The organism is Nocardioides lijunqiniae (assembly GCF_015024225.1).
Classification (GTDB): domain Bacteria; phylum Actinomycetota; class Actinomycetes; order Propionibacteriales; family Nocardioidaceae; genus Nocardioides; species Nocardioides lijunqiniae.
The window spans coordinates 256,121-276,787 of record NZ_JACJGM010000001.1; the positions used below are offsets into that span (position 1 = coordinate 256,121).

The 20,667-nt window shown below is 72.1% G+C and carries 20 protein-coding genes and 1 tRNA gene; 13 read left to right on the forward strand and 8 right to left on the reverse strand.

All coding sequences use genetic code 11. The features are described from left to right. Positions 1 to 86 precede the first annotated feature (86 nt). From IRQ30_RS01215 to hemB, 5 genes are all read left to right on the forward strand, one after another. Positions 87 to 776, forward strand: a complete 690-nt coding sequence (locus tag IRQ30_RS01215) for a redox-sensing transcriptional repressor Rex (RefSeq protein ID WP_420827592.1) — start codon at positions 87 to 89, stop codon at positions 774 to 776. After that, complete coding sequence (locus tag IRQ30_RS01220; RefSeq protein WP_193611235.1) at positions 773 to 2,065, forward strand: glutamyl-tRNA reductase; 1,293 nt, start codon at positions 773 to 775, stop codon at positions 2,063 to 2,065. The genes IRQ30_RS01215 and IRQ30_RS01220 overlap by 4 nt, the downstream gene beginning before the upstream one ends. Next, positions 2,062 to 3,018, forward strand: coding sequence for a hydroxymethylbilane synthase (gene hemC / locus IRQ30_RS01225; RefSeq protein WP_193611236.1), 957 nt, complete (start codon positions 2,062 to 2,064; stop codon positions 3,016 to 3,018). The genes IRQ30_RS01220 and hemC overlap by 4 nt, the downstream gene beginning before the upstream one ends. Beyond that, the gene (locus IRQ30_RS01230) at positions 3,015 to 4,727 is read left to right on the forward strand and encodes a bifunctional uroporphyrinogen-III C-methyltransferase/uroporphyrinogen-III synthase (protein WP_193611237.1); all 1,713 of its coding nucleotides are present in this window, start codon (positions 3,015 to 3,017) and stop codon (positions 4,725 to 4,727) included. The genes hemC and IRQ30_RS01230 overlap by 4 nt, the downstream gene beginning before the upstream one ends. Positions 4,728 to 4,854: 127 nt before the next feature. Further along, positions 4,855 to 5,853, forward strand: coding sequence for a porphobilinogen synthase (gene hemB / locus IRQ30_RS01235; protein ID WP_193611238.1), 999 nt, complete (start codon positions 4,855 to 4,857; stop codon positions 5,851 to 5,853). On the opposite strand, the gene IRQ30_RS01240 is transcribed toward hemB, so the two are convergent. Beyond that, complete coding sequence (locus tag IRQ30_RS01240; RefSeq protein WP_338089510.1) at positions 5,850 to 6,455, reverse strand: 5-formyltetrahydrofolate cyclo-ligase; 606 nt, start codon at positions 6,453 to 6,455, stop codon at positions 5,850 to 5,852. The two genes, hemB and IRQ30_RS01240, sit on opposite strands and share 4 nt — an antisense overlap. 23 nt (positions 6,456 to 6,478) lie before the next feature. Here IRQ30_RS01240 and IRQ30_RS01245 point away from each other — a divergent pair, with 23 nt between their 5' ends. The 7 genes from IRQ30_RS01245 (at position 6,479) to IRQ30_RS01275 (ending at position 11,898) form a co-directional block, all read left to right on the forward strand. Further along, on the forward strand, positions 6,479 to 7,867 hold the full coding sequence (locus IRQ30_RS01245; RefSeq protein ID WP_193611239.1) for a UTP--glucose-1-phosphate uridylyltransferase: 1,389 nt from the start codon (positions 6,479 to 6,481) through the stop codon (positions 7,865 to 7,867). Further along, on the forward strand, positions 7,860 to 9,104 hold the full coding sequence (gene glp / locus IRQ30_RS01250) for a molybdotransferase-like divisome protein Glp (protein ID WP_193611240.1): 1,245 nt from the start codon (positions 7,860 to 7,862) through the stop codon (positions 9,102 to 9,104). Before IRQ30_RS01245 ends, glp begins: the two co-directional genes overlap by 8 nt. Beyond that, a complete protein-coding gene (moaC, locus tag IRQ30_RS01255) occupies positions 9,097 to 9,573 on the forward strand; it encodes a cyclic pyranopterin monophosphate synthase MoaC (protein WP_193611241.1) in 477 nt (158 codons plus the stop codon). Before glp ends, moaC begins: the two co-directional genes overlap by 8 nt. Further along, positions 9,570 to 10,049 carry a MogA/MoaB family molybdenum cofactor biosynthesis protein gene (locus IRQ30_RS01260; RefSeq protein WP_193611242.1) on the forward strand — a complete coding sequence of 160 codons (480 nt, stop codon included), beginning with the start codon at positions 9,570 to 9,572 and terminating at the stop codon, positions 10,047 to 10,049. The genes moaC and IRQ30_RS01260 overlap by 4 nt, the downstream gene beginning before the upstream one ends. Positions 10,050 to 10,098: 49 nt before the next feature. Then, complete coding sequence (locus IRQ30_RS01265) at positions 10,099 to 10,704, forward strand: GNAT family N-acetyltransferase (RefSeq protein WP_338089511.1); 606 nt, start codon at positions 10,099 to 10,101, stop codon at positions 10,702 to 10,704. 179 nt (positions 10,705 to 10,883) lie between these two features. Next, positions 10,884 to 11,753 carry a divisome protein SepX/GlpR gene (sepX, locus tag IRQ30_RS01270; protein WP_193611244.1) on the forward strand — a complete coding sequence of 290 codons (870 nt, stop codon included), beginning with the start codon at positions 10,884 to 10,886 and terminating at the stop codon, positions 11,751 to 11,753. A 72-nt stretch (positions 11,754 to 11,825) separates the two neighbouring features. Further along, positions 11,826 to 11,898, forward strand: a tRNA-Ala gene (locus IRQ30_RS01275). A 99-nt stretch (positions 11,899 to 11,997) separates the two neighbouring features. On the opposite strand, the gene IRQ30_RS01280 is transcribed toward IRQ30_RS01275, so the two are convergent. The 6 genes from IRQ30_RS01280 to IRQ30_RS01305 are packed head-to-tail and all read right to left on the reverse strand — an operon-like array spanning position 11,998 to position 17,717. After that, positions 11,998 to 13,683, reverse strand: coding sequence for a sensor histidine kinase (locus tag IRQ30_RS01280; protein WP_193611245.1), 1,686 nt, complete (start codon positions 13,681 to 13,683; stop codon positions 11,998 to 12,000). After that, on the reverse strand, positions 13,680 to 14,381 hold the full coding sequence (locus tag IRQ30_RS01285; RefSeq protein WP_227466761.1) for a response regulator transcription factor: 702 nt from the start codon (positions 14,379 to 14,381) through the stop codon (positions 13,680 to 13,682). Before IRQ30_RS01285 ends, IRQ30_RS01280 begins: the two co-directional genes overlap by 4 nt. Before the next feature lie 9 nt (positions 14,382 to 14,390). Then, positions 14,391 to 15,569: an ABC transporter permease gene (locus IRQ30_RS01290; protein ID WP_338089512.1), complete on the reverse strand. Its 1,179-nt coding sequence runs from the start codon at positions 15,567 to 15,569 to the stop codon at positions 14,391 to 14,393. Beyond that, entirely contained in the window at positions 15,566 to 16,237 is a 672-nt protein-coding gene (locus IRQ30_RS01295) for an ATP-binding cassette domain-containing protein (protein WP_193611246.1), read from the reverse strand. The genes IRQ30_RS01290 and IRQ30_RS01295 overlap by 4 nt, the downstream gene beginning before the upstream one ends. Further along, positions 16,234 to 17,286 carry a peptidoglycan-binding protein gene (locus IRQ30_RS01300; protein ID WP_193611247.1) on the reverse strand — a complete coding sequence of 351 codons (1,053 nt, stop codon included), beginning with the start codon at positions 17,284 to 17,286 and terminating at the stop codon, positions 16,234 to 16,236. Before IRQ30_RS01300 ends, IRQ30_RS01295 begins: the two co-directional genes overlap by 4 nt. Positions 17,287 to 17,288: 2 nt before the next feature. Continuing rightward, positions 17,289 to 17,717 carry a hypothetical protein gene (locus tag IRQ30_RS01305; protein ID WP_193611248.1) on the reverse strand — a complete coding sequence of 143 codons (429 nt, stop codon included), beginning with the start codon at positions 17,715 to 17,717 and terminating at the stop codon, positions 17,289 to 17,291. 510 nt (positions 17,718 to 18,227) lie between these two features. Between IRQ30_RS01305 and IRQ30_RS01310 the strand changes: the two genes are divergently transcribed. Further along, complete coding sequence (locus tag IRQ30_RS01310; protein WP_193611249.1) at positions 18,228 to 19,208, forward strand: alpha/beta hydrolase family protein; 981 nt, start codon at positions 18,228 to 18,230, stop codon at positions 19,206 to 19,208. A gap of 7 nt (positions 19,209 to 19,215) precedes the next feature. On the opposite strand, the gene IRQ30_RS01315 is transcribed toward IRQ30_RS01310, so the two are convergent. Continuing rightward, complete coding sequence (locus IRQ30_RS01315) at positions 19,216 to 20,604, reverse strand: exonuclease/endonuclease/phosphatase family protein (RefSeq protein ID WP_193611250.1); 1,389 nt, start codon at positions 20,602 to 20,604, stop codon at positions 19,216 to 19,218. Positions 20,605 to 20,667 lie beyond the last annotated feature (63 nt).

Here is a 20,667-nt window from a genome sequence, read left to right on the forward strand (position 1 = left end):
CAAACTCCTACAGTGATCGAGCCGCATGCCCGACCGCCTGCGAGGGCGGCTCCCAGACGTGGTGTGCGACTGGAAAGTGGACCGCTGTGACCGCACGGACGACGAGTGCCAAGACGTTGGGCGCCAGGACCTTGGGCGAAGGCGCCCGGGACATCCCCGAGGCCACCGTCGCGCGCCTGCCCGTCTACCTCCGCGCGCTCACGAGCCTGGCCGAGGCCGGCACCCGCACCTGCTCCAGCGAGGACCTCGCCGCCGCGGCCGGCGTCAACAGCGCCAAGCTCCGCAAGGACCTGTCCTACCTCGGCAGCTACGGCACCCGCGGGGTCGGCTACGACGTCGACTACCTGCGCTACCAGATCGCCCGCGAGATCGGCGTGACCCAGGACTGGCCGGTCGTCATCGTCGGCATCGGCAACCTCGGCCACGCGCTCGCCAACTACTCCGGCTTCCGCAGCCGCGGCTTCCGGGTCGTGGCGCTGCTCGACGCCGACCCCGAGCGCCACGACGAGGTCGTGGCCGGCGTCGACGTGCGTCCCTTCGACGACCTCGAGCAGATCGTGGCCGACCAGGGCGTCGCGATCGGCGTGATCGCCACCCCCGCCCTCGCCGCGCAGGACGTCGCCGACCGCATGGTCGCGTGCGGCATCACGAGCATCCTGAACTTCGCGCCGTCGGTGCTCTCGGTGCCCGAGGGCGTCGACGTGCGCAAGGTCGACCTGTCCATCGAGCTGCAGATCCTCGCCTACCACGAGCAGCGGAAGGCCCAGACCGCATGAGCATCCTGGTCGTGGGCATCTCCCACAACTCCGCACCGGTCCACCTGCTCGAGCAGGTGGCGCTGGACGCCGACGGCGTCGTCAAGCTGGTCAGCGACGCGGTCGCGAGCGAGCACGTCACCGAGGCCACGGTCATCTCCACCTGCAACCGCGTGGAGATCTACACCGAGGTCGACCGCTTCCACGGCAGCGTCGAGGAGCTCTCCCGCCTGCTGGTCGAGCGCGCCGGCGAGAGCACCGAGGCGATGCTCCCGCACCTCTACGTCCACTACGACGACGGTGCGGTCTCGCACCTCTTCCAGGTCGCGGCCGGCCTCGACTCGATGGCCGTCGGCGAGGGCCAGATCCTCGGCCAGACCCGGGAGGCCCTGCGGGTCGGCCAGGAGCTCGGCACCGTCGGCTCCGCCCTCAACGTGCTGTTCCAGCAGGCCCTGCGCGTGGGCAAGCGCTCGCGCGCCGAGACCGGCATCGACCAGGTCGCCCCCTCGCTCGTCACCGCAGCCCTCGACCGCTCCAGCCGCGCCGTCGGCGACGTCGCCGGCAAGCGGGTCCTGGTCGTCGGTGCCGGCGCGATGGCCAGCCTCGCCACGGCCACGGTCGCGCGGCTCGACGCCGCCGGGGTGACGGTCGTCAACCGCACCGTGGCGCGCACCGACCGCCTGGTGGCCGAGTACGGCGTGCGCGCGGCGCCGATGAGCGACCTCGGCGTCGAGATCGCCCGGGCCGACCTCGTCATCACCTGCACCGGTGCGACCGGCGTGCTCGTCACCCGCGAGATGGTGCGGGCCGCCAACCCCGAGGGCCGCCCGCTCTCGGTCATCGACCTGGCCCTGCCCCACGACGTGGATCCCGCGGTGGCCGACCTGCCGGGGGTCACCCTCGTCGACCTGGCCGAGCTGGCCGCGGTCCTGCACGAGTCCGACGCCGGCCGCGAGGTCGTCGACGTACGCCGGATCGTCACGCAGGAGGTCGCCGCCTTCCTGGCCGCGCGGCGCCAGGCCAGCGTGACCCCCACCGTCGTGGCGCTGCGCTCGATGGCGACCTCGGTGGTCGACGCCGAGATGAGCCGCCTCGTGGGCCGACTCCCCGACCTCGACGACGCGTCGCGGCTGGAGATCCTGCACACCGTGCGCCGCGTCGCCGACAAGCTGCTCCACGAGCCGACCGTGCGCGTCAAGGAGCTGGCCAACGAGCAGGGCGCCGTCTCCTACGCCGCCGCGCTGGCCGAGCTCTTCGCGCTCGACCCCGAGGCCGTCGAGGCCGTCACCCGGCCGGAGGGGCTCGCATGAGCGCGCCCCTGAGGATCGGCACCCGTGCGTCCCTGCTGGCCACCACCCAGGCCGGTCACGTCGCCGAGATGATCCGCGGCCGACTGGGCCTCGAGGTGGAGCTGGTCGAGATCAGCACCGTGGGCGACCGCACCCAGGCCGCCGGCGTCCCGCTGGAGACCATGGGCGGCACCGGCGTCTTCGTCAGCGCCCTGCGCGACGCCCTGCTGGACGGCCGCGTCGACGTGGCGGTCCACTCCCTCAAGGACATCCCCACCTATCCCGCCGTCGGCATCGCCCTGGCGGCGGTGCCCGTGCGCGAGGACCCGCGCGACGTCGTGGTCGCCCGTGACGGGCTGACCCTCGGCGAGCTGCCGGTCGGCAGCCGCGTCGGCACGGGCTCCCCGCGACGCGTCGCCCAGCTGCACGCGCTCGGCCTCGGTTTGGACGTGGTCGGCGTTCGTGGCAACGTCGACTCCAGGATCGGCAAGGTCCGCTCGGGTGAGTACGACGCCGTCGTGCTGGCCCGCGCGGGACTCGCCAGGATCGGCCGTCTCGACGAGGCCACCGAGGTGCTCGACCCGTTGCAGATGCTCCCCGCCCCCGGGCAGGGTGCGCTCGCGATCGAGTGCCGGTCCGAGGGCGACCTGGCGGGTGTGCTCGCAGCGCTGCAGGACCCGGCGACGCGCGCGGCCGTCGACGCCGAGCGCGCGGTCCTGGCCACGCTCGAGGGCGGTTGCTCGGCGCCGATCGGGGCGCTGGCAGAGGTCGCCGAGGGCGAGGACGGGGACGAGATCTGGGTGCGAGCGATCGCACTCTCACTGGACGGGGGCCTGTCGGTTCGGATGTCCGCATCCGGCGCCCCCGCTGACGCGACCAGCGTCGGCACCCGTCTGGCGGGCGAGATGCTCGCCGACGGAGCAGGTCAACTGAATCAACCGGCAGAACCATCAGCAGAGGTGCAGAACGCATGACGCGAGGCAAGACCACTGGTACGACCCAGGGCACCACCCAGGGTTCCAAGCCGGCCGCCAACCGCGGCTGGGTGTCGTTCGTCGGCAGCGGCCCGGGCGACCCGGACCTGCTGACGGTGCGCGCCGTCGACCTGATCAAGCAGGCCGAGGTGATCGTCACGGAGTCTCCCGAGCACGCCCCGCTGGTCCGCACCCTGCTCGGGCTGCCCGAGCCGGTCGAGGACGAGACGGGTGAGGCGGGCGAGACCGGCCCGGCTCCCGTCGTCGGTCCCGAGCTGGTCGACGGTGGCTTCGGTGAGGACGGCCAGCCGCTCACCCACGCCGCCCGCGCCAAGGTCGTCGTGCGCTACGCCAAGAAGGGCTTCCGCGTCGTCCGTCTCCTCGCCGGCGACCCGTTCCTCTACGCCTCCGGTCCCGAGGAGGCGCAGGCGGTCGCGAAGGCGGGCTTCGGCTTCGAGGTCGTCCCCGGCGTCTCGTCCGTCGGCGCGGTCCCGGCCTACGCCGGCATCCCGCTGACCACCAAGGACCACCGCGAGATCTCGGTCATCACCTGCGGCGACAAGATCGACTGGTCGGCCCACGCCGGCGACCGCACCCTGGTGCTGCTCTCGGCCGTCGGCCAGATCGGCGACATCGCCAAGGCCCTCATGCTCGCCGGCCGCTCGCCGCAGACCCCGGTCGCCATGACCCGGGTCGGCACGACCACCGGCCAGGAGACCGTCACCTCGACGCTCGAGCACATCGCCGCCGACGCCCGCGCCGCGCGGATGACCCCGCCGGCCATCACCGTCGTCGGCAAGGTCGTCGACCTGCGCGAGACGCTGTCGTGGTTCGAGAGCAAGCCGCTCTTCGGCTGGCGCGTGCTGGTGCCCCGCACCAAGGAGCAGGCCGGCACGCTGTCGTCCCGCGTCCGTGGCTACGGCGCCGTGCCCGAGGAGGTCCCGACCATCTCGGTGGAGCCTCCGCGCAACCCGCTCCAGATGGACAAGGCCGTGCGCGGCCTGGTCGAGGGCCGCTACGAGTGGATCGCCTTCACCTCCGTCAACGCCGTCAAGGCGGTGCGCGAGAAGTTCGAGGAGTACGGCCTCGACGCGCGTGCCTTCTCCGGCCTCAAGATTGCCGCCGTCGGCGACAAGACCGCCCAGGCCATCGCCGCCTGGGGCCTGCGCGCCGACCTGCTGCCCTCGGGCGAGCAGTCGGCGGCCGGCCTGCTCGCCGACTGGCCCGAGTACGACGACGTGCTGGACCCCATCAACCGGGTGTTCCTGCCGCGCGCCGACATCGCGACCGAGAACCTCGTCGCCGGCCTGGTCGACCTCGGCTGGGAGTGCGACGACGTCACCGCCTACCGCACCGTGCGCGCCACCCCGCCGCCGGCGCCGACGCGCGACGCGATCAAGACCGGCAAGTTCGACGCGGTCGTCTTCACGTCGTCCTCGACCGTGCGCAACCTGGTCGGCATCGCGGGCAAGCCCCACCCGTCGACGGTGATCGCCGTCATCGGACCCGCGACCGCCAAGACCGCCGAGGAGCACGGCCTGCGGGTCGACGTCATGTCGCCCAAGCCGGACGTCGAGGCCCTCGTCGACGCGCTCGCCGACTTCGGCGCCGCCCGGCGGCTCGCGATGATCGAGGCCGGCGACCCCGTCACCAAGCCGTCCTCGCGCAAGCCTTCGGGTCGCCGGAGTAAGGCTTCCTCGCGGGTGTGACACCGCGAAGCGGGGGCGCACCCGAGACGAGGAAGGTCGAGCGGGCGCGCTGGTGAGGAACGAACCAGCGTCCGCCCTGTCGAGACCCGGTGAGACGGACGCAGACGGCAGGGACAGAGGGAGACCGATGACCGAGCACGAACGCAGGCAGGTCCAGCCCCCGGTCGTTCGACCGCGCCGGCTGCGCAGGACGCCCGCGCTGCGCCGGATGGTGGCCGAGACCGAGGTGCGGCCGCGCCAGCTGGTGCTGCCGATGTTCGTGCGCGAGGGCATCGACGAGCCGCAGCCGATCTCCTCGATGCCGGGCGTCGTCCAGCACACGCGCTCGACGCTGAAGGCCGCGGCCGCCGAGGCGGCCGAGCTCGGCATCGGCGGGGTGATGCTCTTCGGGGTGCCCCTGCACCAGGACGCCACGGGCTCCGGAGCGCTCGACCCCGACGGCATCCTCAACCTCGCCATCGCCGACGTCGTCTCCGAGGTCGGCGACGCGGTCACGGTCATGAGCGACCTGTGCCTCGACGAGTTCACCGACCACGGCCACTGCGGGCTGCTCACCGCCGACGGGCGCGTCGACAACGACGCCACGCTGGCGGCGTACGCCGAGATGGGGCTGGCCCACGCCGCCGCCGGCGTCCACATGGTCGGCCCCAGCGGCATGATGGACGGCCAGGTCGGCGTCATCCGCGACGCGCTCGACGGCGAGGGTCACCAGGACGTGGCGATCCTGGCCTACTCCGCCAAGTACGCCTCCGCCTTCTACGGCCCGTTCCGCGAGGCCGTCGGCTCCTCGCTGCAGGGCGACCGCCGTACCTACCAGCAGGACTCCGCCAACGCCGTCGAGGGTGTGCGCGAGGTGCTGCTCGACATCGAGCAGGGCGCCGACATCGTCATGGTGAAGCCGGCGCTGGCCTACCTCGACGTCATCCGGCGCGTGCGGGACGCGGTCGACGTGCCGGTGGCCGCCTACAACATCTCCGGCGAGTACTCCATGGTCGAGGCCGCCGCGGCCCACGGCTGGATCGACCGCGAGGCCGCGATCTTGGAGACGCTGGGGTCGATCCACCGCGCCGGCGCCGACGTGATCCTGACCTACTGGGCCGCCGAGGCCGCGCGGCTCCTGCGCTAGAAGCGCACGAGCCCCGAGGGCGTGACCGCCGCCGCGACCGCCCGGTCGTGCGGCTCTGCCGGGACGTCGCGGCCGACCTCGTCGTCGTGGAGCAGCACGCAGGTGAACGTGCCGACGGGCACGCGCGCGAGCGCGCGGTCGTAGGAGCCGCCGCCGCGACCCAGCCGCATCCCGGCGTGCGAGGCCGCGAGCCCGGGCACGAGGACGACGTCGGCCGTCGCGACGGCATCGACCCCCAGCCGGGGGCCGGTGGGCTCGAGCAGCCCGTAGCGCGCCGGCCGCAGGTCCCGGTCGCCGGTGTGGACGGCCCAGTCGAGGTCGCCGTCAGGCAGCAGCACCGGGAGCAGCACGCGCTTGCCCGCCTCGCTCAGCGCGGTCAGCAGTGGGCCCGTGCCGGGCTCCGTCCCGATGCCGACGTACGCCGCCACGGAGGCCGCGCGGCGCACGTCCTCGACGGCCAGCAGCCGGTCCGCGATCCGTCGCGCCGTGTCGCCGATCTCGACGAGGGAGAGCCGGCCGCGCGCGGTGGTGAGCTGGTCGCGCAGGGCCACCTTGGCGAGCGTCGTCCCCAGGGGTTCCGGGCTCGGTTGTGGGGTTGGCACGGGGCCAGCCTACGATCGGTGGTATGGGTAGCTCTGGCTTGAACAAGGCGCGGGCCAAGATGGTCGAGGCCGGCGTCGACGAGGTGGCGATCGAGACCTTCGCCCACTACTTCCGGCTCCTCGAGCACGGCGAGACCGGCATGATCCCGGAGTCGTCGATCGACCCCGTCGACATGCCCTCGCTGGGCGACGTGGACGTCGACGACGAGCTCGCCGCGCAGGCCGTGCGCGACACCGCCGTCATCAAGCTCAACGGCGGGCTGGGCACGTCCATGGGCATGGACCGCGCCAAGTCCCTGCTGTGCGTGCGCCGCGGCCTGTCGTTCCTCGACATCATCGCCCGGCAGGTGCTGCACCTGCGCGAGCAGCACGACGCCCGGCTGCCGCTGATCTTCATGAACTCGTTCCGCACCTCGGCCGACACCATGGCCGCGCTGGGGCGCTACGAGGACCTGCCGGTCGAGGGCCTGCCGCTGGAGTTCCTGCAGAACAAGGAGCCCAAGCTGCTGGAGAAGGACCTCTTGCCGGTGTCCTACCCCAAGGACCCCGATCTGGAGTGGTGTCCGCCCGGGCACGGCGACGTCTACACCGCGCTGCGCGGCACCGGCCTGCTCGACCAGCTCCTGGCGGAGGGCTTCAAGTACGTCTTCATCTCCAACTCCGACAACCTCGGCGCCGTGCCCGACACGCGGGTGGCCGGATGGTTCGCCGGCAGCGGGGCGCCGTTCGCGATCGAGGCCGTGCGACGCACCCCCTCGGACCGCAAGGGCGGGCACTTCGCGCGCCGCAAGCAGGACGGCCGCCTGGTGCTGCGCGAGACCGCGCAGACCCCCGCCGGTGACGCGGAGGCGCTCGCCGACCTGGACCGGCACCGGTTCTGCTCGACCAACAACCTGTGGGTCGACCTCGCCGCGCTCAAGCAGGCCCTCGACGTCCGGCAGGGCATCCTCGGCCTGCCGCTGATCCGCAACGTCAAGAACGTCGACCCGGGCGACCCCTCGACCCCGAAGGTGATCCAGGTGGAGACGGCGATGGGCGCCGCGATCGAGGTGTTCGAGGGCTCGCAGCTCATCGAGGTGGGCCGCGACCGGTTCGTGCCCGTCAAGACGACCAACGACCTGCTGGTCCTGCGCTCCGACGTCTACGACATCCGGTCGGACTTCGTGCTGGACCAGGTCGCCGACGAGCTGCCCTTCGTCGACCTGGACGGCTCCTTCTACAAGCTGGTGCGCGAGTTCGACAAGCGCTTCCCCGAGGGCGCGCCCTCCATGCGCAAGGCGTCCTCGCTCAAGGTCGAGGGCGACTGGACCTTCGGCCGCGGCGTCCAGGTCGTGGGCGACGTGGAGCTGGAGGCCACCAAGGCCGAGCGCGTCGCCCCCGACACGGTCCTGAGCGGCCCGGCGGATGCCTGACGGACTCGTCTCCGTCGACGACTTCCTCGCGCGGGTCCTCGCCGACCTCCGACCCGCCGAGCCGGTCGCCGTACCGCTGCTCGACGCCCTCGGGCTGGTGTGCGCCGAGGACGTCCGCGCCCCGCTGTCACTGCCGCGCTTCGACAACTCCGCGATGGACGGCTACGCCGTGCGTCTCGACGACGTCCGCGCGGCCTCCGGCGACGACCCGGTTGTGCTGCCCGTCGTCGGCCAGATCGGTGCCGGGCAGGCCGGCCCCAGCAGCATCGCCCCGGGCCAGGTCGCGAAGATCATGACCGGGGCGCCGGTGCCCGACGGCGCCGACGCCGTCGTGCCCTACGAGTGGACCGACCGCGGCACCGACTCGGTGCGCATCTCCCAGGCGCCGTCGGAGCGCCAGCACATCCGCCCCGCCGGCGGCGACGTCACCGAGGGCGACCACCTGATCTCGGCCGGCACCCGCCTCGGCCCCCGTCACCTCGGGCTGCTGGCCTCGATCGGACGCGCGGAGGTCTCGGTGCACCCGCGGCCCCGGGTGCTGATCCTCTCCACGGGCTCCGAGCTGCGCGACCCCGGGGAGCCGCTCGGCGCCGACTCGATCTACGACGGCAACTCCTACCTCCTGGCCGCCTCCGCCCGCCGCTTCGGGGCGACCGACGTCCGCATCGGCATCGTGCCCGACGACGAGGACGCGTTCCTCGCGCTGCTCCACGACCGCCTCGACGAGGCCGACGTCGTGGTGACCAGCGGCGGGGTCTCCCAGGGCGACTTCGACATCGTCAAGGCCGCCCTGCGCACGCTCGGCACGGTGTGGTTCGGCGGGGTCGCGATGCAGCCGGGCAAGCCGCAGGGCTTCGGGGTCGTCGGCGAGCGGCGGGTGCCGATCTTCACGCTGCCGGGCAACCCGGTGTCGTCCTACATCTCCTTCGAGCTGTTCGTCCGCCCGGCGCTGCGCACGCTGATGGGCCTCTCGCCGGCGGTCGAGCCCACGACCACGGCGACGCTCGACGGCTCGGTGTCGTCGCTCTCCGGCAAGCGGCAGTTCCTGCGCGGGCGGTTCGCCCGCGACGCCGACGGCCCGACCGTGACCGTGCGCCCGATCGGCGGCACGGGCTCGCACCTCGTGGGCGACCTGGCGGCCTCCAACGCGCTGATCGTCGTGCCCGAGGAGCTCACCTCGCTCGAGCCGGGCGCCCAGGTGCAGGTCGTCCTGCTGGATCGAGGCACCCATGAGTGAGAGCCCCCGCCTGACCCACGTCGACGAGACGGGCGCGGCCCACATGGTCGACGTCTCCGCCAAGGACGTCACCGCCCGCGAGGCCACCGCGTCCGGGCGGGTGCTGGTCTCCGCCGAGGTGGTCGCGCTGCTGCGCGGCGAGGGGATGCCCAAGGGCGACACCCTCGCCGTGGCCCGGCTCGCCGGGATCATGGGTGCCAAGCAGACGCCCGCGCTGATCCCGCTGTGCCACCCCCTGGCGCTCTCCTCGGTCTCGGTCGACCTCACCGTCACCGACGAGTCCGTCGACATCGCCGCCACCGTGCGCACCACCGACCGCACCGGCGTGGAGATGGAGGCGCTCACCGCCGTCTCGGTCGCCGCGCTCACCGTGATCGACATGGTCAAGGCCGTCGACAAGGGCGCGGTCATCACCGACGTGCGCGTCGAGGCCAAGTCCGGCGGCCGCTCGGGGGAGTGGACACGATGAGCGCGCTCGCCGGGGCCGTCGTCGTGGCGTCCAACCGCGCCGCCGCCGGCGTCTACGAGGACGCCACCGGTCCGCTGATCGTGGCGTTCCTGGAGGAGCTCGGCTTCGCCGTCGGCCCGCCCGCCGTGGTGCCCGACGGCGACCCGGTGGGCGCGGCGATCTCGGCCGCGGTCGGCGCCGGCGCGCGCGTCGTGCTCACCACCGGTGGCACCGGCCTCACGCCAACGGACCGCACCCCCGAGGCCACCCGGGCGCTGCTCGACCGCGAGGTGCCCGGCATCGCCGAGGCGATCCGGTCCGCCGGCGTGGCCGCGGGCGTGCCGACCGCCGTACTGTCGCGCGGGCTTGCGGGGGTCGTCGGCGCGACGCTCGTGGTCAACCTGCCGGGCTCGCGCGGCGGCGTGAAGGACGGGCTCGAGGTGCTGCGGCCGATCCTGGTCCACGCGGTCGAGCAGGTCGTGGGCAGTGACCACTAGCCGTCCCGGGGCGTGGCCGGCGCGACTGACCTCGGGCACCGACCCCGTCGTGACCCTGCGCCCGCTGGCCGCCTCCGACGTCGAGGCGTGGCGCCTGGCCCGGCAGCGCAACGCCGCGTGGCTGGCGCCGTGGGACGCGACGGCCCCGGCCGGCTCGAGCGCACGCGTCTCGTCGTTCCGCGCGCTGGTGCGGCGGCTGCGGCGCCAGGCCCGCCAGGGCGTGACGTACCCCTTCGCGGTGGAGGTCGACGGCCACTTCGCCGGCCAGGTGACGATCAACAACATCGTGCGCGGCTCCGCGCAGTTCGCCTCCGTCGGCTACTGGCTCGACCAGCGGTTCGCCGGCCGCGGCGTGATGCCGCGCGCCGTCGCGATGGCGATGGACCACTGCTTCACCGCCGCCGGCCTGCACCGCCTCGAGGTCGCCATCCGGCCGGAGAACTCCAACTCCCTGCGGGTCGTCGAGAAGCTGGGCCTCGCCGAGGTGGGCTTCGCCCCGCGCTTCCTGCACATCGACGGCGCGTGGCGCGACCACCGGATCTACGCCGTCACGGTCGAGGAGTGCCCCGAGGGGATGCTGGCACGGCTCGAGGGCCGCGGGTCGGCCGGACCTGCGGGTGACGGGCTGGGAGGAGTTTCACCGGGTACCCGGTGAATCTCACGCTTCCGGTACGAAACTTCGTCAGGGAAGCAGGAGTTTCACCGGGTACCCGGTGAAACTCACATGGACCGGCCGCCCGATGACGCACACATTCACATCAGCAACAGCAGCAATTTGCGACACACGGGTAGACATCCGTCCCAGTTCGGGGTAGCGAACCTAACCTCGGAGTCGTGGACCTGAGCGCACTGATCTTCGTAGCCCTGGCGGTGGCCTGGGCCGTCTACCTGATCCCGAAGGCGCTCAAGCATCATGACGACGCCGGCCGCAGCCGGTCCGTCGAGCGCTTCTCGCACACCATGCGCGTGCTGGCACGGCGCGAGCCGACCAGCCGCACCAGCGCCCGGCTCGTGGTGACGCCGGGCAAGCCGGCGTCGACCGCGGTGCCGGTCGCCGAGGCGACGCCCGCACGGGTGCCCGCCGGGAAGCCGGTCGAGGCGCCCGTCGCGGAACCCGTCGAGAAGCCCGCCGAGGCACCCGTCGCAGCAGAGCCGCCGACACGCACCGAGCGGCAGGCGCGCCGCGCCGCGGCCGCCCGGGCGGCCAAGCGCCGCCTGCGGGTGGTCACGCTCATCGGGCTGGCCAACCTGGTCGTCGTCGCCCTCGCCGTCGGAGCCGTCGTGCCGTGGCCCTACGTCGCGATCCCGGTCGCGGTGCTGGCCCTGTGGCTGGTGGCCTGCCGGCTCATGGTCAAGCGCGAGCGCGCCGTGGACGCCCCGATCGTCACGATCCCGGTCGTGCTGCCCGAGCAGCCTGCCGAGGAGGGGCCGATCACCGAGGAGATCGCCGCCGTGGCCGAGGAGGCGCCCGTCGAGCGCGAGCCCGGCGCGTGGGACCCGGTGCCCGTCACGTTGCCGACGTACGTCTCGAAGGAGCAGGCCACGCGCCGCACCGTGCGCACGATCGACCTCGACTCGACCGGCGTGTGGACCTCGGGTCGCAGCGAGTCCGACAGCGCGCTGGCCCGCGAGGCCGAGGAGGCCGACCGCAGCGCGAAGGCGGCCCGCAAGGACGACGAGCGGCGCCGCGCCTCCGGCTCCTGACCGATTCGGAAAGCCCCTGGGGCTGGTGCTAACGTTTCGACCCGCGCCGTCGGTCACCCCGTACGGCGTGATGGGGCTGTGGCGCAGTTGGTAGCGCGTCTCGTTCGCAATGAGAAGGTCAGGGGTTCGAATCCCCTCAGCTCCACCGCACGTCGAAGAACCCGCAGGTCTCCCCGACCTGCGGGTTCTCGCATTCCCGCTTCGTGCGCCGGAGGGCCGAGGGCGGCGTGACCCGGGATGAGCCTCAGGTCATCGCCGTCGGCATCGGTGCCACTCGGACGGTCACGCGGGTGCCGGTGCCGGGTTCGCTGGCGATCTCGACCGAGCCACCGTGGGCCTCGGCGATCTGACGGACGATCGCGAGTCCCAGGCCACTGCCCCCGGTGGCCCTGGTGCGTGAGGGGTCGGCGCGGGTGAAGCGATCGAACACGTGGGGCAGGTCCGCTGCGGGGATGCCTTCGCCGGTATCGGTGACCACGATCCGGTCGGGAGCACCGATGACGCGGATCACTCCGCCGGGAGGGGTGTGGCGCAGTGCGTTGGCGACCAGGTTTCCGGCCGCTTGTCGGAGGCGGACGGGATCGGCGCTCATGGTGGCGCCGGGCGCGGCGTCGACCTCGAGCGTGAGCCCCGCGGTGTGGGCGGCTGCACCGAAGGCGTCGGCGACCTGCGCGACGAAGTGGGTCAGGTCGATCACCTCGCGCTCGAGGCGCAGCTCACCGGCATCGCCGAGGGCGAGGTCGTGGAGGTCGTCGACGAGGCGTTGCAGGTGCAGGGTCTCCTCGTGCAGGCTGCTGATGAGTCGCTCGTCGGGCTCGACCAAGCCGTCCTGGGCGGCCTCCAGCCAGCCGCGCACGTTCGTCAGGGGTGTGCGAAGCTCGTGAGAGACGTCGCTCACCAGCCGCCGGCGGGCCTCCTCGAGCTCTTGACGGCGATCGGCCATCTGGTTGAACGCGTACGCCACCTCGCCGAACTCGTCTCCGCGCCTGTCGGGGACCCTGGCGCTGAGGTCACCGTCACCAGCACGCTGGGCCGCGGTCGCGAGCCGTCGCATCGGCAGGACCACGCTCCTCGCCAACACGGCACACACGATCAGGATCACCAGGAGCACTGCGCCGGCAAGGAGGCTGATGCGCGCCTGACTCGCGCGCGAGAAGTCCCAGAAGACGTCCGCGGTGGCCCCCTGGCCGCTGACGAAGAGCAGGGCGGGGGGAGCCACGAAGGGGGCCAGCACCTCGCGGCGGGCGGTCTCCGCGCACTCCGCGACCGTCTGATGGCGGTCGGGGTAGGTCACGATGACGTCGAAGTCCTCCTGCACCGCCAGGGTCGGGCTCAGCCCGCCGCGGCGAAGGCAACGATCGATGGTGTCCTTCAGGGATGTCCAGGCCTCGACGTCGTCGGGACGTCCGAGGGGTCCGTCGACTCGGGCGTCGACCACCGACAGGGGCGCGACCGCGTACTGCCTGCAGCCGGATGCGTCGGCGCACGGGACCGTGGTCGTCGCGTCCTTCGGCGGCGCCGCCGCTTCCACGGTGCTGCGCAGCACGATGTCGACGTCGAGCGCGTCGAGGGTGGCGCGCGCCTGCGAGGGAGCACGGCTGGAGACGTCGCCGTCACTGGTCACGAGTGTCCGGCCGGCGAGGTCGGTGATGGCGACGCTGCGACCTGCGTCTTGTGCCAAGCGCGCGACGAGGCGGTCGGCGCCGTCCCAGGATCGGTGAGTGGCTGCGTAGTCGATGAGGCGGCTGTAGGTCCGGGCCTCGAGATTGAGCGAGCCCCGCTGCTCGTCGCGCACGGCCACCGTCGTCGCGTGAACGGTGACATATGCGGCTGCCACCACGGCGATCACCGCCACCAGTGCGGCGATCGCGAAGAATCGGAGGAAGAAGCTGCGGTGCCAGGGAACGCCGGCGCGTTCGGCGCCCGTCATCGGTCCGGCGCTGGCTGGGGAGCCGAGTAGCCGACACCATGGACGGTGCGGATGACGGCAGGGTCGAGCTTCTTGCGGAGATTGGCGACGTGGACGTCGATGGTCCGTCGTGAGATGTAGTCCCCGGCCGCGTGGGGTCCGTGCAGGCGGGTGAGGAGCTGCTCGCGGCTGAAGACCCGTCCGGGCTCGGTGGCCAACGCCTCGAGCAGGGAGAACTCGCCCGAGGTGCACGCCACGACACGTTGGGCGAAGCGCACCTCGTGTGTCGCGGGTGTCAGCGTCAGCTGGCCGAGAACCACCGGGGGGCGCACCGCGCCGCTGGCCGACACCCCGTGGCGGCGCAGCAACGAGCGGACCCGCGCCATCAGCTCGCGCGGGCTGTAGGGCTTCGTCAGGTAGTCGTCGGCTCCGAGGTCGAGACCGTGCAGGAGCTCGTCCTCGCTCCTGCGGGCGGTCAACATCAAGATGGGTACTGCCTCCGCCTCGGGTGAGGCACGCAGGATCCGGCAGACGTCGAGGCCGTCGAGGCGGGGCATCATGACGTCGAGGATCAGGAGGTCCGGGACCTGCCGGCGCACGTGGTCGACTGCCTCGCGACCGTCGACCACCAGGGTCACGTCATGGCCTTCGGCCGTGGCGTAGCGGCGGATCAGCTCGGCCTGCTTGGGGTCGTCCTCGGCGACCAGGATGCGTGGCATACGGCGATCCTAGGTCGATCCCAGGGCGACGGTCGGCGACAGCCGGGACGCCTTGACGGCGGGGTAGAGCCCGGCCAGGGCGCCGACGACGATGACGCCGAGGACGGCGCCGGCCACGGCTGGGAGCGGCACGACGACGGGCCATCCCCGCACTGCGGCGTACCCGACGCAACCGATCGCGCCGAGGAGCAGTCCGGCGGCGCCGCCGAGCAGCGAGAGGAGCACCGCCTCGATGAGGAACTGACGTCGTATGTCGCGCCGGGTGGCCCCGAGGGCGCGGCGCAGGCCGATCTCTCGTCGCCGCTCGAGCACCGAGACGATCATCGTGTTGGCCACTCCCACGCCACCGATCAGCAGGGCGACTCCGGCGAGACCGAGGAAGAGGCCGGAGAAGGTGCCCTGGGCGGCGCGCTGGGCAGCCAGCGCGTCCGAGGGACGGCTCACCGAGATCAGGCCGGGCACCTCGGGGTCGAGGGTTGCGGGCAGCACGTCGCGCACCGCTTCGACCTGCGACTCTGCTGCCCGCAGGTAGACGACGGTGGGGTGCCCGGTGAACCCGAAGCCGGCTCCCGCGGTGCCCTGACCGACGAACACGGACTGCTCGAGCTCGCGGGCGAGCGGCATCGGCGCCAGTATCCCGATCACGGTGAGCGGGGCGCCACCGACCAGGATCTGGCGAGGGCGCGAGAAGTCGACGGTCGTGACGCCGAGCCAGGCTGCGGCCTGATGGCCCAGCACGACGGTCGGGAGGTCCGAGGTGGTGTCGGTGAGGAAGACCCCAGAGTCCAGCGAGCCGCCGATGGGCGCGAGGAGGTCGGGGGTCGCAGCCATGGCGGTGACGCCGGCGGTGCGGTTCGGATCGGCGTACCTGTCGCGGACCACAGGCACGTTGAGGTTGGCGATGGCGCTCGCGGACTCGACGGGGGCGATGCGTCGAACCATGGCCGCGGCCTCGAGCGGCAGTGCGGATGTGGTGTCGATCGCCGCGGAGGGCTGGGCGACGAGCATGGTGGTCCCCATGGCGTCCAGCTGGCGGTCCAGGTCGGCCTGCCCGCTGGCGGGGATCCCGGTGACGAGGACCAGGGTCGCCATCCCGAGGGCGATGCCGAGGGCACTCATCGCGGCGCGAGCCCGTCGGTCCCCGACACCCTGCCAGCCCAGCATCAGAGCGTCCACGAGCGCCGTCACGAGACCCTCACCTCCGCCAGGCGCCCGTCGCTGATCTCGACCCGCCGGCTGAACGTGGTGGCGACGGACAGGTCGTGGGTGATCAGGGCGACGGTGGTGCCTTGGGCGTGCAGCTCGTGGAACAACGAGAGGACCTGGCGGCCGGTCGCCCGGTCGAGGGCGCCGGTCGGTTCGTCGGCGAGCAGGAGCGCGGGCCTGTTGACCAGGGCGCGGGCGATCCCGACGCGCTGCTGCTCCCCGCCGGACAGCTCGTGAGGGAGGTGCCCGGCGCGGTGACACAGACCGACCCGGTCGAGCGCCTCGAGGGCCAGCGGGCGGCGCTGTCGGCGGGGCACGCCTGCGTAGAGCAGACCGGTGGCCACGTTGTCCACGGCCGTGAGGCGGTCGGCGAGGTGAGAACGTTGGAAGACGAACCCGAGCCATCGGGCGCGCAACTGCGACAGGGCGGCGTCGGCGAGCAGGTGGGTGGCCTGGTCCGCGATCTCGACGCGGCCCGAGGTGGGCCTGTCCAGGGTCCCCATGAGGTTGAGCAGGGTGGACTTGCCCGAACCGGACGGCCCGACGATCACCAGGGCCTCGCCGGGCTCGATGGTCAGGGATACGTCGTGCAGGGCGACGACCTCGCCGGCGTACTTCTTGCTGACATTGCTCAGCCGCAGGACGCTCACGCTGCGATCACCACGGTCGCGCCGGCTTCGATGCCCTCGACCTCGACGAGTCCGTCGACGATCATGCCGAGCGTGACGGGCACCAGGGTCTCGTCGGGGCGTTCCAGTGCATAGCCTCCGCCCGACAGTGCCAGGAGCGCGGTGACCGGGACGGAGAGGACGTCTGTGGCTGACGCGGTCGTGAACTGCGCCGTCACGGGGCCGAGAGCGGCCCGGGCCACGTCCTTGGGTCGGTGCACCTCGACCGTCACCGGTACGGTCGGCGGCCCCTCGACCTCGGCGCTGACGGCCTGCTGACCGAGGGAGACGACGCCGGCGCGGACGCGGGTGCCGTCGACGAGCGTGACGAGCACACTCGCGCCGGGCGCCAGTGACTTCGCGATCTCCGGAGTGGCCTGCAGGACGATGATCTTCTCGGTCGACGTGAGCGTCATCGTCTCCCCGGCTGCGTCGCCGCCCACCTGGGCGATGACCTGCTCGATGCGCACGGGACCGCGGGTCACGACGACATCGGTGGGCGCGAGCACCCCGGTGCCCACCAGACCACAGGCTTCCTGCCAGGTGGCCACGGCGTCGGAGAGGGCCCTGCCGTAGGACGTGCCGTCGGTCGGTCCGTCGTAGTAGCCCAGCCTGGTCAGGTTCTCGGCGACCAGGTCGACGTCCCGCCCACTGAGCAGCGGTGTCACGCCGTCGTCCTTCAGGGTGCGGTACATCGGCAGGTCGCCGTACAGGATGGCCACCGGAGAGTCGTCGACCCGGTAGAGCTCCTCGCCCCGGGCTACGACCACCCCCGCGGAGGGCAGCCAGGTGATGATGCCCTCACTGCGGCTCATCACGGTGATCGGTGTTCCGTAGCCCAGCTCCCCGGGGAGCTCCTGGGTCTGGCGTAGGTCTCCACGGGTCACGTGGACGGTCTTCGTCTCGGGCTCGGTCGGGGCCGCGGGCTCCTCGGCGCCGACGAGACCGGTGATGAGTCCGGCTGTCGTGGCACCCACCACCAGGACGCCGACGGCACCGGCGACCACCACGGTGCGGAATCTCCGTGTCATCGTCATGCGCCGAAGGCCTGGATCAGGCAATCGCTCTCGATCTCGCCCGTGTTCTCCGGCACCGGGTGGCCGTCGGTGTAGGTCCAGTCGATGTTCGTGTCGCTGTTCAGGGTGACCCACAGTCCGTTGTCCTGCAGGCACTGCACGTAGGACAACGACTGGCGGTGGAAGTGGGGGTTCGTCGAGGCGTCGAGCTCGGGCGGCTGCACCGGCTCGAGGTCTCGGCAGGCAGACTGCGCCTGATCCGGCGCGGGGTACTGCCCCAGGACGTCGCCGAGCTTCGCGGCCGTCAGGCCGGTGGGAGCGCTGGCGCCGTTGTCGAGCAGGCAGGTGTTGTAGGCGTTCCACAGGCTCGTGCGACGATCCGCACTGTCGTCGAGGCGAAGCACCGGGCGACGGCTCGAGGTGTCAGCATCGTCGGAGCCGGTCACGGTCCCCGGGTCCGACGGAGTCCCGGTCCCGGCAGGGCTGCCGGTCGCCGGAATGCTGTCCACCGCGGGGGAGTCAGCGGGCGAGCCGCACGCGACGAGGGCGAGCAGGAGAGGGCCGGCCAGGAGGGGGCCGGTCACCAGGGTGGCCGGTGGCTTGCGGAACGTCGTCATGAAGCAGGACGGTAGGCACCGTTCGTCAGGGAATTGTCAGGGCGGCGTGCTGATCTGGTCAGCGTCGTCGATGGTCACGGGAACGCTCGGTCGAGACCCGGAGCACACAACTACCTGACACTTTCCTGACCTGGGTTCCCTACCTTGCCGGACATGAAGACCTCTGGAAACGACATCAGGCGCACGAGGCGAGCTGTCACGGTCCTGCCCGTCCTCGTTGCCATCACCCTGGGGGTCGGACTGATGACCACGGGTTGTGAGACCTCCTCGGAATCGTCAGGCGGCAGGGCTGCGTCAGTCTCCAGCGAGGCGCCCCCGGGCGCGCCACCGAGGGCACGTGTGGACGCGCTGCCCGTCTCGACGGTGACCTACGACCTCGGCGACCAGGCGTTCACGGACCCTGACGTGACCTTCTTCGACAGGCATCCCGGCAAGCCCGTCCCGATGGAGCTCGCAGCCGTCGTCCACTACCCGACCGACCTGGGTCGGACCCGCCACCCGCTGATCGTCATCGAGCACGGGAGCTGGTGGTCCTGCATCGACCGGGCGGCCCGCAAGCCCACAGGGGGTTGGCCCTGCACGAGGGGCGAGGGCTCCTTGCGCAGCTACCGTGGATACGGCTATCTCGCCACGAGCCTCGCCGAGCGGGGGTTCGTCGTGGTCTCCATCAGCGCCAATGCGATCAACGCGCACGTGTTGGGCGACGCCGGCTACCTCGCCCGCGCCCGCCTCATCAACCGGCATCTCCACATGTGGCAGCAGCTCGCGTCCACGGGACGCGGCCCTCTGCGCGGCACGTTCGTCGATCCCCGCACCGGTCGTGAGGTGCGACCGCGATTCCGAGGCAGGGTCGACACCCGCAACGTGGGGACGGTAGGACATTCTCGGGCGGGCAAGGGCGTCATGTGGCAGGCGTCCGACAAGCACCGGTCGGAGTGGCCACGCGGCGTACGAGTCCGGGCGGTGCTTCCTCTCGCGCCCGTCTACTTCACCCCTCCTGGCGGGAGCGACCGCGACACCCTCGTGACGAAGATCCCCGTCAAGGTCATCACGGCCTCGTGTGACGGCGCGGTCGGCGAGGAGGGAGTCCAGTACGTCGACGACGTGGAGGGCCGCAACCCGGATGCCTCTCACGAGAGCATCGCCGGGGGGAACCACAACCACTTCAACACGCGGTGGTCGCCGGGCCGGATCGGCGGCGAGGACGATGCCATCGACCCGTGCGCGAGCAAGATCTCGGCGCAGGAACAGCGTCGACGGACGAGGCGCCTTGTCGCCACCTACTTCGTCGAGACCCTGCAGCCCTCCGTCGACGAGTGAGGTGACCTCAGAGCGCGGGCAGCGGGAGCGTCGCCCTCTGGAGGAAGTGGTCGGACGCGATCTGGGCGGCGCGGTTGTAGGTCTGGTTCACGTAGCCGCAGGAGCCCTTCACGGCGCCCAGGGTCAGGATGTAGTCGCGTCGCAGCGGGGTGCGCGGGACGGGGAACACCCCCTGGGTGGTGGTCGGGTACGCCGCGCCGGAGATGCGCCTGCTGGCGTAGGCGTCGTAGAAGCCGGCCCGCATCAGCAGGTAGTGCGCGTTGTCGTAGGGGATGGTGTTGGCGGTGGAGTTGAGGTCACCGGCCAGGACGACGGTGTCGCCGAAGACCGACCGCAGGCGGCGCAGGTGGGCGATCGTCTGCTGCGTCTGGCGACCGCGCAGCTGCCAGTCCCGCAGGTTGCCCGCGGGGTTGCCGACGGCGAGGTGGTTGGAGGTCAGGACGAACGGCGCCTGCGTGCCGCTCACCGACTGCAGCCGCACCCAGGGCACCAGCGAGTCCATCTTGGCGACCGAGTCCTGGACCCGGTCCATGCCGGCGTCCAGCTCGGTGTACTTGCTCGCGTCGTAGAAGACCCGCGTCCCGATGTGGCCCGGGGTCCGGCCGGCAGGCGGCTTGTAGGCGCTGTCGGGGAGGGCGTCGACCCACTGCGCGGTCGTGTCGGGGTCCTTGTCGTTCAGCTCGTCGAGGATCCACCGCTGCTGCGTCTTCGGGCCGAAGCCGATGCCGGCCTTGCCGCTGGCCTCCTGGATGGCGATCGCATGGGCGCCGCTGCGCAGGATCTCCGTGATCACGTTGGGTCCGCGACGGCCCCAGTAGGTCGCGGAGGAGGGCTTGGTGTCACCGGTCCAGGTGCGCACGTTGAACGAGGCCACGGTGGCCTGGTCCTTCGCGGCGGCCCGGCACTCGCTCGTGATCGGCGCCTGGATCCACTTGGCGGGGCTCTGGCTGCGCGAGCGGTCGCGACGCACGTAGATGACCTTGACGAACGAGTAGCGACCCGAGGCCGGGGTGGCGCCGAAGGCGTGCGAGACGATCAGCGACTGCTTGCGGCGGTTGACCTTGTAGGACTGCAGCTTGGTCACCATCTTGCGGCCGGGGCTGACCTGCACCACGACCTTGCGGAAGCGGGAGGCGGGTCCGGGACGGCGCCAGCTGACCTTGATCCGTCCGTTGGCGGTCTGCGCGAGCCGCAGCTTGAGGTTGCCGGCGCCGTTGACCTGGCTGCCCGAGGCGGTGCCGGTCGGGTTGGTGTCGCGTCGCGGTGCGCGCTCGCTCGCGTCGCCTGCGCTCGCCGGGGCGGCGAGGAGCGTGACGCCGAGGAGCAGCGAGAGGCCCGTGACGAGGGTCGCGGAGAGCAGCGAGGCGACCTGGCGGGTGAGGGACGGGCGGGGCATGGGTACTCCGGACGGACGGCGGCAGTGGACCTGGCGTGAGGCCCCATGGTAGGTCGGGGCGAC

What these genes read in the sequence shown, in the direction of transcription:
- IRQ30_RS01220 (WP_193611235.1), top strand. Translation starts at nt 773, where the DNA reads ATGAGCATCCTGGTCGTGGGCATCTCCCACAACTCCGCACCGGTCCAC.
- hemC (WP_193611236.1), top strand. Translation starts at nt 2,062, where the DNA reads ATGAGCGCGCCCCTGAGGATCGGCACCCGTGCGTCCCTGCTGGCCACC.
- IRQ30_RS01230 (WP_193611237.1), top strand. Translation starts at nt 3,015, where the DNA reads ATGACGCGAGGCAAGACCACTGGTACGACCCAGGGCACCACCCAGGGT.
- hemB (WP_193611238.1), top strand. Translation starts at nt 4,855, where the DNA reads ATGACCGAGCACGAACGCAGGCAGGTCCAGCCCCCGGTCGTTCGACCG.
- IRQ30_RS01245 (WP_193611239.1), top strand. Translation starts at nt 6,479, where the DNA reads ATGGGTAGCTCTGGCTTGAACAAGGCGCGGGCCAAGATGGTCGAGGCC.
- glp (WP_193611240.1), top strand. Translation starts at nt 7,860, where the DNA reads ATGCCTGACGGACTCGTCTCCGTCGACGACTTCCTCGCGCGGGTCCTC.
- moaC (WP_193611241.1), top strand. Translation starts at nt 9,097, where the DNA reads ATGAGTGAGAGCCCCCGCCTGACCCACGTCGACGAGACGGGCGCGGCC.
- IRQ30_RS01260 (WP_193611242.1), top strand. Translation starts at nt 9,570, where the DNA reads ATGAGCGCGCTCGCCGGGGCCGTCGTCGTGGCGTCCAACCGCGCCGCC.
- IRQ30_RS01280 (WP_193611245.1), bottom strand. Translation starts at nt 13,683, where the DNA reads ATGACGGGCGCCGAACGCGCCGGCGTTCCCTGGCACCGCAGCTTCTTC.
- IRQ30_RS01285 (WP_227466761.1), bottom strand. Translation starts at nt 14,381, where the DNA reads ATGCCACGCATCCTGGTCGCCGAGGACGACCCCAAGCAGGCCGAGCTG.
- IRQ30_RS01300 (WP_193611247.1), bottom strand. Translation starts at nt 17,286, where the DNA reads ATGACACGGAGATTCCGCACCGTGGTGGTCGCCGGTGCCGTCGGCGTC.
- IRQ30_RS01315 (WP_193611250.1), bottom strand. Translation starts at nt 20,604, where the DNA reads ATGCCCCGCCCGTCCCTCACCCGCCAGGTCGCCTCGCTGCTCTCCGCG.